The organism is Bacillota bacterium, assembly GCA_040755295.1.
Lineage (GTDB): Bacteria > Bacillota > Desulfotomaculia > Desulfotomaculales > Ammonificaceae > SURF-55.
Genome location: JBFMBK010000002.1, coordinates 145,280 through 159,219, shown reverse-complemented (window position 1 = coordinate 159,219; position 13,940 = coordinate 145,280). Strand labels below are relative to the sequence as shown.

Genomic DNA, 13,940 nt, shown 5'->3' with positions numbered 1-13,940 from the left:
CGCCCAGGCTTCCCTGCGTCCCTGCCGTATAGTATCACGGTGTGGATATATCGCCGCCTACCATGATTACCGGAGAAAATGTGACCATAGTCAACCAGGCGACGATTCTTGCAATTGAGATAGTAACGGACGCGGGTCTGATCGAGGTCAATGTCGGCCTTGACGCATAAGGCCTTTGCCGCGGAGTGAAACAATGGGTGTTTCTATGATTTGGGTTAAAAGTTTTTGTAAAGTTCAGGGGTAAGATAATGACAACAATTTTCATAGGCATAGGTGAACTGGGGGCTACGTGCCTTGGGAGCGGGGTGCTTAGAACATATGCCCTGAGTTCCTGCGTTGCGGTGATAATGCTGGCGCCCCGAAAGCGGGCCGCGGGCCTTCTGCACGTGGCGTTACCGACATCGGATATCGACCGTAATCTGGCTATGGACAAACTCGGGTATTTTGCGGACACAGGAGTGCCGGCACTGTTACGGCGCATGAGGGAATGCGGCTGCCGGAAGGATGATCTTGTCGTTAAAATCGCCGCCGGCGGCGCCGTATCGATAGAATCCGGCCTTAGATCGAATATAGGCGGCCGCAACCTAGAGGCGGTCAGGGAAGAGCTGAAAAAATACGGGATGGGCGCCGCCGCACAGGATGTCGGCGGAGATATTGTCCGGACGGTAAGCGTCTTTGTGGAAACGGGAGCGGTTATCATTTCATCGCATGGAAAGGCCCTTGGGGAATTATGAAGGGCTCAAGTAACCGCATAGGATACCGACTTAATCTGTAGGCAGATTCTTCGCATAGTCCTAAATGCACCTCGCTTCCACCCCGGTGAACTGTCTGAAAACGACAGGAATCGGTCACGCAACAGCACCTGTATGGAGCTACACAAAAAACATCTGGTTTAAGCTTCTATGGGTAAAACGGCGCGAAAGGACTGGGACAAATGGATAAGACAAGAATATTGGTCGTTGATGATTCACCCTTCGTACATAAACTGGTGGCCAAAGCCCTGCCCGCCGATTCATACGAGGTATGCGGCGTCGCGAAGAACGGGAAAGAGGCTCTGGATATGTACGCTAAACTTGTTCCGGATGTGGTGACCATGGATATCACCATGCCCGTAATGAACGGGCTCGATGCCTCCCGGGAGCTTCTGGCGACAGACGCCAAGGTGAAGATAATAATGCTGACCTCGCGGGGCGACAAGGATTGTGTCCAGAAGGCAAAAGACATAGGAGTTGGTGTATTTCTGCAAAAGCCTTTTGAGCCGGAAGAATTACTCCGGGCGATCGAAACAATATGTAAAGGGATGAGAGAGTCTTGAAAAAACAGGACGGCTACCTGAATCAGTTTGTTTCATCCTTCGGAAAAAATATTAATACGATGGCCGGGTTGAACTGTGAGTACGACAAGCCGCGGAGGCAATCAAGCACCTTCAGGTCAAACGGCCTTACCGTGATTATCGGTATTACCGGGGCGAGGCCGGGAATTATTATCGTTGACACCGGCAGGGAGCTTGCCCGCAGGCTCTGTGAGTTGATCAACGGGGAAGAGTATTCAACCGACGATGAATTCGTCTTATACACCATCGCCGAGTTCGCCAACGTTTTTTCCGGACATGCCGTTTCGCTTTTAAACGACTCGAACGGTTTGCAGCTTGATCTCACACCCCCGAGCATTTTATTTGGAGACAAAGTGGTAATCACGAGTCCCAAGATAAAACCCGAAGTCATCGAAATCAAAACGCCGCTTGGGGAAATATCTATCACGGTGGGATTTGAGAGGAGTCTTTGAATTGGACGTAAAAATGTACATGCCCTTTATTGAAGCATTTTACCAGGTGCTGCCTCAATTCGGTTTTTCCGAAGTCAAGCGTGGGAATTTAAGGTTAAGCGACAGGTTGACCGTGACAATGCAGGTGACGGCCCTTATAGGATTGTCTAAGGATGTTCGAGGCAACGTGGCGTATTGCATGACCGAGGCTACCGCCAAGAATGTGGCTTCACGCATGATGGGCATGCCGGTGGAGACCTTTGATGAAATGGCACGCAGCGCAATAGCGGAATTGTCCAATATTCTTACTTCGAGTGCAGCCATATTATATGAAAAAAACAGTAAAATCTTTATGGATATATCTCCCCCCGCATTGATTACCGGTGATAATGTAACGTTGATGGGGCAGATAAAGGCCCTTACCATTGAGTTTTTCACTGATGCAGGGTTGATAGAAACCAACGTCGGGTTGGAGGATACGTGAATCCGTCGGGTTTTCTTAAGAGAATTAATCTAGAAGCTGACAGGTTACATAACAGTCTAAAGAGCTGCGGAAAAATTACGAATTATTTACTAATGGATTTTTTACACAGCCCCGAAATCTACAATAATTTACTACACCGTTTGCGTTAAAATTACAACTTCTGGGGAGCGTGTAATCAAGTACGCGGCATAGCCTGGTTCTGTAAATAGAATCGCGTTTTCAATATCGCTTCTAGGATAGTGTGCCGTTTTGCAGCAGCCTTTTAAATAATGTCTCGATGGAAGGTGATATGTTGTTTGATGATCAGGAAAGACGCGAACTAATCAAGGAATTCCTGACCGAAGGACGAGAGCTTTTAGACGAGGTGGAGCCGCAAATCATAACCATGGAGCAAAGCGCGGTTGCTTCGGGGGAAGTAAATATTGAAATTCTGAACGCCATTTTTAGGCTCTTCCACACCCTGAAGGGCGCCGCCGGTTTTCTGGATTTCCCAACGGTGGTCGCCGTGACCCATGAGGCGGAAACCCTTCTTGATATGTTCCGCAAAGGTAAGGCGGATGTAGAGCCGGGACACGTTGATCTCCTGTGCAGAACCAGTGATTTAATCAGGATTATCCTGGACTCTGTGGAACAACAGTTTCATGATCGGGGTTTTGAGACCGATGCGGGGGCCATTATTGATGATCTAAAAAAGACAATGACGATCATTCTGAGCGGGAAGGCGGCACCTCCCGTGATAGAACGGGGAGATGCCGGGCCGACGGGCGGCGTGGAGGAAGAGACAACCGACGATGCGGATGAGATAAACCTGGAGATCACGCCGGAGTTGGTCCGGCGGTTCGCGGAAGAAGCCATCAGTCTCTGCGAGGAAGCGGAAACGGCGCTACTGGCACTGGAAAGAACGCCTGACGATCAGGAGCAGGCCGGAAATGCCTTCCGTGCGCTGCATAGTCTAAAAGGAAACGCCGGCTTTTTGGGCTACGGAGATCTCGAAGAAATCAGTCACCAGGCTGAGACCGTTCTCGACGTGATAAGGAACAATCAGAAGGATTGCGACTCGATCACCATATCCTTTCTGCTTATCGCGGCGGACGCCTTACGGGAGGGTGTTCGGCAGATTAACAGCGGCTTGCCTGTCGACATTCCGGGGAAAGAGGAACTGATCAAACACCTGACGGGTCTGAGCGGCGAAACCGATGGACCGCAAACCTCAGAACCGGCCGGGAAAGAGTCGGATAAAGCCGGGCCTTCGGAGACGGGCAAGTCCGCCGGCAGCGAACCGGCTATGAACGACAATCCGGAAAAGGCATGTAAAAACAAAGGAAATGGCGGCGCAGTAAAGACTGAAGATACCAGGGGGAACGGCGATGCCAGGGAAAGGCAGCCTTCTTTCGGCCAGCAGCAAGTAATAAGGGTGGATATCGAAAAACTGGACAAACTCCTCGACCTGGTAGGAGAACTGGTCATTGCGGAGGCGATGGTGGGTAATGCGCAGGATTTGAACGGAATGCAGTTTGAACGTTTTGAAAAGAGCGTCCTCCGCCTGGACAAGATAACCAGGGAGATCCAGGAAGTGGCCATGGCGATGCGCATGATCCCTCTGTCCGGTACATTCCGGAAGATGATGCGCCTGGTTCGAGACCTGGCGCATAAAGCCGATAAAAAAGTAGACTTGCACATTGTCGGGGAAGAAACCGAGGTCGACAAGACAATCATCGAACAGATCTCCGATCCGCTGGTGCACATTATCCGCAACGCGGTGGATCACGGCATCGAGAGCCCGGGGGACCGTCGTGCCGCGGGTAAACCGGAGACGGGTCGCATCACCATCGAAGCCAAGCATTCGGTCGGCGAGGTGTGGATTGTCGTCGAGGATGACGGTCGGGGACTAAACCGGGAGAAAATCTTGCGTAAGGGGGTTGAAAAGGGATTAATCAAAAACGAAGACCGGGACTTGAAGGACGAGGAAGTCTGGCGGCTGATTTTCGAGCCTGGTTTCTCCACCGCCGAGATAGTCTCCAACGTTTCCGGCAGAGGCGTGGGAATGGATGTCGTGAAGCGAAACATTGAAAAACTGAGGGGCAGGGTGGACGTCCGAAGCAGGCTTGGGGCCGGTACGATGTTCGTCATCCGGATCCCCCTGACCCTGGCGATCATCGAAGGCATGGTGGTGAGGGTAGGCCGCAACCGCTATACCATACCGATCGGTTCGATAAAAGAATCCTTTCAACCCAAGGAAGGGCAGATTACCCGCACCCCGGACAGTCTCGAGGTCGTTAGTATTCGCGGGGAACTTCTGCCGGTAATACGTCTTCATGAACTGTACGCGGTGGAACCGAACTACCGGATGCTGACCGACGGCATCCTGATTATGGTGGAAAACGAACAACAGAAGTATTGCCTGTTTGTGGACGAGTTGATAGGTCAGCAGCAGGTGGTGATCAAGGGACTTGCCAGCTACCTGGGACACGTGAAAAGCATTTCGGGATGCGCCATCCTGGGTGACGGAGACATCAGCATGATCCTGGATATAGCCGATTTAATCAATTCCGTGGAAGGTGTGGCGTCCCAGGTGCACTAAGGGATCCCGGGCGAAGAAGGAATTCCGCCTCCAGTGTTACGATTACAAAACATCTTTACCGAAGGAGTGATGCTCCGTGTCCGCAAGAGAAAGCTTCGATACAGATTTGCTGGAAGAGGAAGAGGATGAGGACACCCAGGAGGATAAGTTCCTGACCTTTTATCTGGGGGAAGAGGAGTATGGGATTGAAATCCGGCACGTGACAGAAATAATAGGGCTCCAGACCATCACTGATGTGCCGGACATGCCTTCTCACGTAAAGGGCGTCATTAATCTGCGGGGGAAGGTGGTCCCGGTCATGGACGTGCGCCTGCGTTTTGGGATGGAGGAGCGCGCCTATGACGACCGGACCTGTATCGTGGTGATAAACATCGAAAACCATGCGGTCGGACTGATTGTGGACCGGGTTTCGGAGGTTCTGGACATCCCGAAGAGCGACGTTGAACCGCCGCCGAGGGTAAGGAAAGGGGAGAGCAGCCGGTTTGTCCAGGGTATGGGCAAGGTCGGCGAGCAGGTAAAGATCCTGCTGAACGCGGATAAGGTGCTTTTTGACGAGGAGGATGAATGGGCCAATGCGGGATAGGGAAAACAGAATTACTCCGGATAATGCAGCGCATGTCGTTATCCCGGGATAATACGTAAACGTTTAGCAGTTTGTAAGATAAAGGAGGAAGCGCATTGTTTAAAAAGGTCAAACTGGGAACCAAGATAATGGCGGTCATGGTTGCGTGTTTCGTCGTTGTGGTCGGCGTTATGTTTTTTATGGTGCAGCAGGGCGTCGTCAAGATGTCCAAGGAAGCCGCGGTTCAAAAGGTGACAGGGGATTTGGAAACCGGCGGGATGATTGTTGACAAAATGTATCCCGGCACCTGGCGCAGGGAGGGCGACAAGCTGTACAAGGGGAACACACTGATGAACGGCAATTATGCTCCTGTCGACCTCGTCGCCAAACTGACCGGCGACACCGCGACAATCTTTTGCTGGGATACCCGCGTAGCCACCACCGTGAAAAAAATAGAGGACGGAAGCCGAGCGGTAGGGACGCAGGTATCCAAGCCGGTTTTCGACGCCGTACTCAAGGAAGGGAAAAACTACTACGGTGAGGCCGACGTGGTCGGTCACATGTACCAGACCGCCTACAAGCCGATAAAAGACGCCAGCGGGAAGGTAATCGGTATCTGGTACGTCGGAGCGCCGAAGAGTGTTTTTGACCAGATGGCAAGAGAGGCTGTCGGTACCACGAGCATAATCGTGGTAATGTTCATTGGTCTGGTGTTTTCAATCCTTGCGGGATTATTCTTCAGCCGGTATCTTGGACGTATAAACAGTTCACTGGTTGGAGAGGCCAGGAATCTTAGCGGCGCCGTCCTGGCCGGCAGACTGGACGCGCGGGGCGACTCCGATAAGGTGAATTTCGAATTTAAGGGAATCATTCAAGGCGTTAACGAGGTCCTGGACACCCTCGTGGGGCATATCGATTCAGTTCCCACCCCTGTTATGCTTCTGGACAAGGATTTTTCCATCCAGTACCTCAACCAGGCGGGATTGGACCTTTTAGGCCTTACAAAACAACAGGTAATAGGCACCAAATGCTACAGCCATTTCAAGACATCCGACTGCCATACCAACAACTGCGCCTGCGGGCAGGCCATACAGCAAGGGCATAAGGTAACACATGAAACCGACGCCCACCCGCGCGGGATGAACCTGGATATCGCTTACACCGGCGTGCCGATAAAAAAATCGGACGGAAAGATCGTTGCCGTTATGGAGGTTATAACGGATCAGACCGCGGTCAAGACCGCGGCGCGGGTTGCGGAAAAACAGCAAGCCTATCAGCAGAAAGAAGTGCAAAGCCTCATAATCAATCTCGGTAAGCTGGCTAAGGGCGACCTGCTGGTTGAGACAAAGGTGGCCGATACCGATGAGGACACCAGGACCACCGGGAGCAACTTCGTTGAAATCAACAACAGTCTAAATGAGACCATTAAGGCGATTAAACTCATGGTGGACGATGCGGATATGCTTGCCGGCGCTGCGCTGGAAGGGAAGCTTAACACAAGGGCTGACGCCTCCAGGCACTACGGCGGGTACCGCAGAATCATCGAAGGGGTCAACAAGACCCTTGATGCGCTGATCCACCCGGTCAACGAAGCCGCCGAATGCCTCAAGGAAATGGCTCGCGGGAACATGGATGTTGCGATGACGGGCGATTATCAGGGCGACTACGCCAATATCAAAAATGCGCTGAACGCTACCATCGATGCTATTAACGAAATCCTGGGGCAGGTCCGGATCGCGGTGGAACAGGTGGCAAACGGCTCGCGGCAGATATCGGACTCGAGCCAGGAGTTGTCGCAGGGCGCCAGCGAGTCGGCGACCACCCTTCAGGAGATAACGGCTTCGATGCAGGAGGTTACCGCGCAGACCAAGCACAACGCGGATAACGCCACTCACGCCAACCAACTGGCGGGACAGGCGAGACTGAGCGCGGAAAAGGGCAACGGCCAGATGTCGGAAATGGTGAATGCCATGAACGACATCAACGAGTCCGCCGCCAATATATCCAAAATAATTAAGGCGATCGACGAGATCGCCTTCCAGACCAACCTGCTGGCTCTCAACGCCGCGGTTGAAGCGGCGCGCGCCGGCAAGCACGGCAAGGGTTTCGCGGTGGTGGCCGAGGAGGTTCGCAACCTTGCGGAGCGCAGCGCCAAGGCGGCCAAGGAGACCGCCGAGATGATCGAGGGGTCGATTAAAAAGACGGAAGTCGGTACGCGGATTGTGGAAGATACATCGAAGGCGCTGGAGGAAATAGTTACCGGAGCGACCAAGGTAACGGACCTTATCGGTGAAATAGCCTCGGCGTCGAAGGAGCAGACGCTCGGAATCGGGCAGATTAATCAGGGGTTGGGACAGGTGGACCAGATCACCCAGCATAACACCGCCAGCGCCGAGGAACTGGCGGCTTCAAGCGAGGAGTTGTCTTCGCAGGCCCTGCAGCTCAAACAAATGCTTAAGAAATTCAGACTGAAGGAGCAGCGGGATTATCATGCGCCGCAGGATACCCGAAAGCCGATCAGCCGGACCTGGGGCGACGGAAGCCTTGAGGCTGCTGCAACGTCCAAGACTCAGGCGAAGGGGAGATCGGAAGAGGTCATCCTGCTTGATGATAAGGACTTTGGTAAGTTTTAACCTGTAGGTACCACGGGGGCGCGTCATAGGGGAGAAAACCCCGGACGGTGCGCCCCTGTGTACTTAAACCGACGACCCCGATAAACTTTTGGAGATAGCCGCCTATACCCGGCATTCAGAAGGCATTTGATACTGTTAGTACAGCACCATACCTTTGGCTCATCGGAGACCATCTATCAATAATTACAAATATTGGACTGAGTGCTGCGTACAACGAACAATGAAAATGAGGACCCTTAAGCTGGATACTTAGAAGCGCCAACGTAACAAAGGCGGAACGCGGGGAGAAGTGATGCAGCAATGCGTTGCTTATCGCTGCGCCCACCGCAAGCAGCACTATTTTCAGCGGGGTGTACTAGGATGGAGGGTCTGGCACAGATAACCGATGAGGAATACTCATTGATAAAGAACCTGGTTTATGACCGGTTTGGGATAAACCTGGGCGAGCATAAGCGTGCCCTGGTTATCGCGCGGCTGCAGAAGGTGCTTCATACCGGAAGTTTTCCGAGCTTTAAGGATTATTACGACCACGTAATGAGAGACCCGAGCGCCAGATCACTGCTGACCCTTATCGACCGGATTTCAACCAACCATACCTACTTTTTCCGGGAAAAGGAACATTTGGAGTTTTATAGAACTACCCTGTTGCGGCAGTTACGGGAGGTTTCCGGCGGACGAAAGACGGATGTCAGGATTTGGAGCGCAGGATGTTCGTCCGGTGAAGAACCCTATACCCTTGCCATAATTACAAGCGATTATTTCGCCGATGATTTTTCGGGCGTTGAGGTGGGAATCCTCGCTACGGATATTTCTGTAAGCGCTTTACAGAAAGCTAAGGAAGGGGAGTACCCCGCAGAAAGAATGTCACAGGTACCCCTTGAATACAAGCAAAAATATTTCAGCCCCTTGAAAAACGGTAACTGGGTGGTTAAAAAGAATTTAAAAGACATTGTGCTTTTCCGGCGGTTGAACCTTATGCGCAAAGACTATCCGTTTAAAGGCCGGTTTCAGGCGATATTTTGCCGTAATGTGATGATTTATTTCGATAACACTGTACGGCAGGAGCTTATCAAACGTTTCCACCGGTACATCGAACCTGAAGGGTATTTATTCATCGGCCAGTCCGAGTCGCTGGACCGGTCGAATGGATTGTTCAAGTATGTCAAGCCGTCGGTGTATCAAAAAGTCTGACTACCGGAGATGGAAGCATGAGAAAGATTAAGGTCTTGGTGGTCGACGACTCTGCACTGGTAAGGGACATCCTTGCCCAGGGCCTGGCGAAAGACCCGCAGATCGAAGTGGTAGGGGCGGCTTCCGACCCCTACGTTGCCAGGGATAAAATAGTCAAGCTGAGGCCGGATGTGCTGACGCTGGACATAGAGATGCCGAAAATGGACGGGGTGGAGTTTTTACGCCGTCTGATGCCGCAGTATCCTCTACCGGTTATTGTAGTAAGCGCGCTGACCAAAAGGGGTGCAACCGTAACCCTGGCGGCGCTCGAGGCCGGCGCGGTGGACGTGGTTACCAAACCCAGCTCGGACATAGCCCGCGGACTGAACGCGATGCTCGGGGAACTTCGGGCTAAAGTGAAGGTCGCCGCCGTCACGAATGTAAGCGCGTGGAAGGTCAACCGGAAGACCTCTCCGGCGCCGATGAAGATGAACAGCAAGGCGCTTGCGGAATCTACGGACAAGGTTATCGCCATCGGCGCCTCAACCGGTGGAACGGAAGCGATACGGAAAATACTCCGCACCTTCCCGTCCAACGTTCCCGGGGTGGTGGTGGTGCAGCATATGCCGCCCGGGTTTACAAAGCACTTTGCCGACAGCCTGAATGATATATGCGAAATGGAAGTATTGGAAGCCAAAACCGGTGACCGGATAATGCCCGGGCGGGCGCTGATCGCTCCCGGTGACCGCCACATGACTGTCCGCCGTTCCGGCGGTATTTACCTCGTGGAGTGTCGTGCCGGTGAAAATGTCTGCGGGCACTGTCCTTCGGTGGAGGTTCTTTTCCGTTCTGTGGCGCAATATGTAGGGACCAACGCAATAGGGATCATGTTGACAGGAATGGGGAGCGACGGGGCCGACGGCATGGTGGCGATGCGTCAGGCCGGTGCCAGGACCATCGCCCAGGACGAGATCACATCGGTCGTTTTCGGTATGCCCAAGGTCGCTTATGAGCGCGGCGGAGCGGAATGTTTGATGTCCCTCGACGCGATTCCCACGGCGGTAATGAGTTTTCTATTGGGGGCGAAAAATCGGGAACGGAACCATTAACGGCCGGACGGGTCTGTTAGCGGCTAAGAGCGGGCATAACCGTTTTAGGCTGCGGCGGGAATTGGGCACAAGGTATTTGTGGTGGTTATGTCCACTGAATATTTAACATCTTTCAGGGACATATTTGTTTTAAGATACGGTTTTATTGTGAGCATTAAGAACACGGCGACTTCCGGTATATAAGTCCTATAGTATGACCCTGAAACAGTACATATCGGCAAAAGATAAATTGCGAGGTGAGCCTGTTGGAACACCCGGTTGAAGGTTTGATGAAAACCGCCATGGAGAGTATTAGAGGGATAGTAGACGTTAATACGGTGGTAGGCGACCCTGTCGAGACCCCGGATGGGACGATAATAATCCCGGTGTCCCGGGTAGCCTGCGGTTTTGCCGCAGGAGGAAGCGCTTTCGCGACTGAGAGGGTCGGTAACAGCGGGGAAACACCTTTCGGCGGAGGCAGCGGCGCCGGGGTTTCGGTGCAACCGGTGGGTTTTCTGGTGGTAAGCGGTGAAAATGTGCGCCTGATACCCGTTGACGGCAACCACCTTGCCGAGCGGCTGATGGATTCAGCACCTCAAATACTGGATAAAATTGAAGAGATAAGGCGAAAATTTAGAGAATCCTAAATTTATACCGACGCAATTTTAACAAATAGGTCTTCCCGTGAGGGGAGGCTTTTTTTACAATAACGAAAGCGAAACACCAAGTAATTTCAATTCTTGGTTCCCCAATCGCTTCTAATCCCCAATCACCTAAATAATCATTATTAGAACAGTTCAAAACGCCCTAGGCCGGAATCTGCGTATCATCTGATGTGCAATCGGCACGACCATAAGATGCATTGCGAGGCGTGCCGGACCCTCCGGGATAAAACTCATCCCGGCGGCGGGGCAGGGTGTGGAGGTCAAGATAAATGGTCAACTTCCTGTGGCTTTTTTTAATGCTTTCCGGTATCGTTGTCGCTGCCGTGCACGGGAGGATCGATGACGTAACCAAAGCGGTTATCGAAGGCTCGAAGGTCGGCGTGGAAACATCGTTGGGGCTCATTGCCATTATCACCTTCTGGCTGGGGGTGATGCGTCTAGCGGAAGCGGCAGGGCTTATACAGGCGATTACCTGGCTTGTGCGGCCGCTGGTCCGTCTTTTGTTCCCCGGGGTGCCTCCCGGGCATCCCGCAGCCGGGGCGATTATCCTTAACATCAGCGCCAACATACTCGGTCTTGGAAATGCCGCCACGCCTGCCGGACTTATCGCCATGCGGGAACTGCAGAAGCTTAACCCGCGCCCGGAAGAGGCCACCGGTGCGATGTGCACCTTCCTGGCGTTAAACACCTCGTGCATCACGCTTGTACCGACAACCGTTATCGGCATCAGGGCGCTCTGCGGCTCGCATGAGCCGGCGGCGATCATCGGGACCACAATCATGGCCACGGCGATTGGGATGACGGTGGCGGTTGCGGGCGACGTTTTACTGCGATGGTTTTACTTGCGAAAGCAGGGACGGCGTAATGGTTAACGAAGCGGCAAAATGGGTGATACCGGGGCTCCTTTTTGTGATACTGACAGCAGGATTCTACCGGCGGATCCCCGTCTATGAGGTCTTTATCTCCGGGGCGCAGGAGGGGTTCGAGGTCGCGGTGAAAACAATCCCTTACCTGGTGGCGATGCTGGTGGCGATCAGCGTCTTCAGAACCTCGGGGGCGATGGAGGGGCTGGCTCAGCTTTTACAGCCCGTTCTAACGCCTTTCGGCATACCGCCGGAGGTCTTGCCGCACGCGTTGATGCGGCCGCTCTCCGGGGGTGCGGCACTGGGCATCGCCACCGACATAATCCGCACCCATGGACCCGACAGCATGATCGGACGAATGGTTTCCACAATGCAGGGCACTAGTGATACGACGTTCTATGTCCTGTCAGTTTATTTCGGGGCGGTAGAGGTAAAACGCTATCGCTACGCGCCTGTTACCGGACTTTTAGCCGATGTCACCACCTTCCTGGCTTCGGTAATCCTGGTAAGGAAATTCTTCGGATAGGAGAAGCCGACGAGCTCACAAACCGGTGGGCAGGGTCAAGTTGACAACCGCAATGCGATACGATACAATCCCGGCAACAGCGATAAAATCCCAGGACTGCCAGGATGTTTAAAACTTATTCTTAAAAACACAGAAAGGGTGGGGACATGACAAAAACGCTTATGGCACGCGATTTAATGACGACGAACATAATAACGGTTAATCCCGACGATGACGTAGAAAAAGCCGCACGCCTCCTGTTGGACCACCATATCAGCGGCCTGCCCGTGGTGGACGGAAAAGGGAACGTCGTCGGAATAATCAGTGAGGCCGACCTTGTGCTGCAAACAAGCGAGATTAAAGGACCGGCTTACACTCTCTTCATGGGAGGCATCATCTATCTGGAAAACCCAAAGCGTTTCGAGGAGGACCTCAAACGCATGGCAGCTCAAAAGGTAGGTGACCTTATGTCGCGGAACGTTTATACGGTAGGGCCGGACGACCCGTCGGAAAAAGCCGCCGCCGTCATGGTGGAAAAGAGTGTGAACCGGGTTCCCGTTATAGACGAGGACGGAAGGCTCGTGGGGATCATAACCCGTCAGGATCTTATCAGAGCATCAATCGCGGAAAAAGGATGATCGCCGGCAAACGTCTTCGACGTCCTTTACTTTAACGGTCTTGTGGCAGGTGCTACGGATTTGCCTTACCGTTTTCCTTCATTACGGTGACTTCTTTGACCCAAGAGACCGCCTCCGCGGTCTCTGACAGCTTTTCAACAGGCTTTGTATAGACTCTCCCCAAGCCTTCTTCCGCGGTTAGAATATTCCATAAGGGCCTTATGTAAACGGGTGGTTAAAGGGTTTGATTGCGCAAAATATACTTGTGGGTGAGCGATTTGACGGAGGAACGGCTTCAAAAAATTTTGGCGCGTGCGGGCATTGCATCACGGCGAGAGGCCGAAAGAATGATCGAGGACGGACGCGTAAAAGTCGACGGAGAACCGGTGGACAGGCTCGGCTTGAAAGTGGACCCCGAAAAAAACAGAGTCGAGGTTGACGGAAAACAGGTCAGTCTAAGGGAGCCCCCGGTTTATCTAATGTTCTTCAAGCCGGCCGGTGTGGTTACCACTGTTTCCGATCCACAGGGCCGGCCAAAGGTAATCGATTTTTTACACCGTATAAAGGAGAGAGTCTTTCCTGTAGGGCGGCTTGATTTCGACAGCGAGGGACTGCTTTTACTGACCAATGACGGGGAGCTGGCACATCGTTTAACCCACCCGCGTTTCAAGGTTCCCAAGGTTTATTTGGCATTGGTGGACCGCAGGGTAGACCGGGAGGCCCTGGCCATTCTCCGAAAAGGTGTTGAACTGAATGACGGTACTACACGGCCCGCGCAGGTGGAAGTGGCCCGCCGTGAATCAGCACGCACCCTTCTAAGGATAACAGTGTCCGAAGGAAGGAAGAGACAGGTTCGACGGATGTGTGCGGCGGTGGGGCATCCGGTGATCGAGCTCCGAAGGGTCTCTGTGGGACCGTTGAGGCTTGACGGTTTACAACCCGGAGGGTACAGGCACCTTACTAATAAGGAGGTTGAACTTTTAAAAAGACAGGTTGGGCTTTAGAAAC

14 protein-coding genes are annotated in these 13,940 nt (G+C 52.9%); all 14 read left to right on the top strand.

Translation table 11 applies throughout. The annotated features are described in order from the left end of the window. Window positions 1–248 precede the first annotated feature (248 nt). The 14 genes from AB1500_02695 to AB1500_02630 all read left to right on the top strand — a co-directional run bounded on the left by AB1500_02695 (window position 249) and on the right by AB1500_02630 (window position 13,936). Window positions 249–734, top strand: a complete 486-nt coding sequence (locus AB1500_02695) for a chemotaxis protein CheD (protein MEW6182074.1) — start codon at window positions 249–251, stop codon at window positions 732–734. A 200-nt stretch (window positions 735–934) separates the two neighbouring features. Further along, the gene (locus tag AB1500_02690; protein MEW6182073.1) at window positions 935–1,315 is read left to right on the top strand and encodes a response regulator; all 381 of its coding nucleotides are present in this window, start codon (window positions 935–937) and stop codon (window positions 1,313–1,315) included. Next, on the top strand, window positions 1,312–1,785 hold the full coding sequence (locus tag AB1500_02685) for a chemotaxis protein CheX (protein ID MEW6182072.1): 474 nt from the start codon (window positions 1,312–1,314) through the stop codon (window positions 1,783–1,785). Before AB1500_02690 ends, AB1500_02685 begins: the two co-directional genes overlap by 4 nt. Before the next feature lies 1 nt (window position 1,786). Beyond that, complete coding sequence (locus tag AB1500_02680) at window positions 1,787–2,248, top strand: chemotaxis protein CheX (GenBank protein MEW6182071.1); 462 nt, start codon at window positions 1,787–1,789, stop codon at window positions 2,246–2,248. 289 nt (window positions 2,249–2,537) lie between these two features. Continuing rightward, entirely contained in the window at window positions 2,538–4,829 is a 2,292-nt protein-coding gene (locus AB1500_02675; GenBank protein ID MEW6182070.1) for a chemotaxis protein CheA, read from the top strand. A 76-nt stretch (window positions 4,830–4,905) separates the two neighbouring features. Continuing rightward, window positions 4,906–5,412 (top strand): chemotaxis protein CheW, encoded by a 507-nt coding sequence (locus AB1500_02670; protein ID MEW6182069.1) that lies wholly within the window; start codon window positions 4,906–4,908, stop codon window positions 5,410–5,412. Window positions 5,413–5,507: 95 nt separating this feature from the next. Then, window positions 5,508–8,024: a methyl-accepting chemotaxis protein gene (locus AB1500_02665; GenBank protein ID MEW6182068.1), complete on the top strand. Its 2,517-nt coding sequence runs from the start codon at window positions 5,508–5,510 to the stop codon at window positions 8,022–8,024. 360 nt (window positions 8,025–8,384) lie between these two features. After that, the gene (locus AB1500_02660; protein ID MEW6182067.1) at window positions 8,385–9,215 is read left to right on the top strand and encodes a protein-glutamate O-methyltransferase CheR; all 831 of its coding nucleotides are present in this window, start codon (window positions 8,385–8,387) and stop codon (window positions 9,213–9,215) included. Between the two features lie 17 nt (window positions 9,216–9,232). Further along, entirely contained in the window at window positions 9,233–10,303 is a 1,071-nt protein-coding gene (locus tag AB1500_02655; GenBank protein MEW6182066.1) for a chemotaxis response regulator protein-glutamate methylesterase, read from the top strand. Window positions 10,304–10,545: 242 nt separating this feature from the next. Beyond that, complete coding sequence (gene ytfJ, locus AB1500_02650) at window positions 10,546–10,929, top strand: GerW family sporulation protein (GenBank protein MEW6182065.1); 384 nt, start codon at window positions 10,546–10,548, stop codon at window positions 10,927–10,929. 287 nt (window positions 10,930–11,216) lie between these two features. After that, window positions 11,217–11,819 carry a nucleoside recognition domain-containing protein gene (locus tag AB1500_02645; GenBank protein MEW6182064.1) on the top strand — a complete coding sequence of 201 codons (603 nt, stop codon included), beginning with the start codon at window positions 11,217–11,219 and terminating at the stop codon, window positions 11,817–11,819. Then, window positions 11,812–12,336 carry a spore maturation protein gene (locus AB1500_02640; GenBank protein MEW6182063.1) on the top strand — a complete coding sequence of 175 codons (525 nt, stop codon included), beginning with the start codon at window positions 11,812–11,814 and terminating at the stop codon, window positions 12,334–12,336. Before AB1500_02645 ends, AB1500_02640 begins: the two co-directional genes overlap by 8 nt. A 146-nt stretch (window positions 12,337–12,482) precedes the next feature. Then, window positions 12,483–12,953 (top strand): CBS domain-containing protein, encoded by a 471-nt coding sequence (locus tag AB1500_02635; protein MEW6182062.1) that lies wholly within the window; start codon window positions 12,483–12,485, stop codon window positions 12,951–12,953. 248 nt (window positions 12,954–13,201) lie between these two features. Then, on the top strand, window positions 13,202–13,936 hold the full coding sequence (locus tag AB1500_02630; protein ID MEW6182061.1) for a pseudouridine synthase: 735 nt from the start codon (window positions 13,202–13,204) through the stop codon (window positions 13,934–13,936). The last annotated feature ends 4 nt before the right edge of the window (window positions 13,937–13,940 follow it).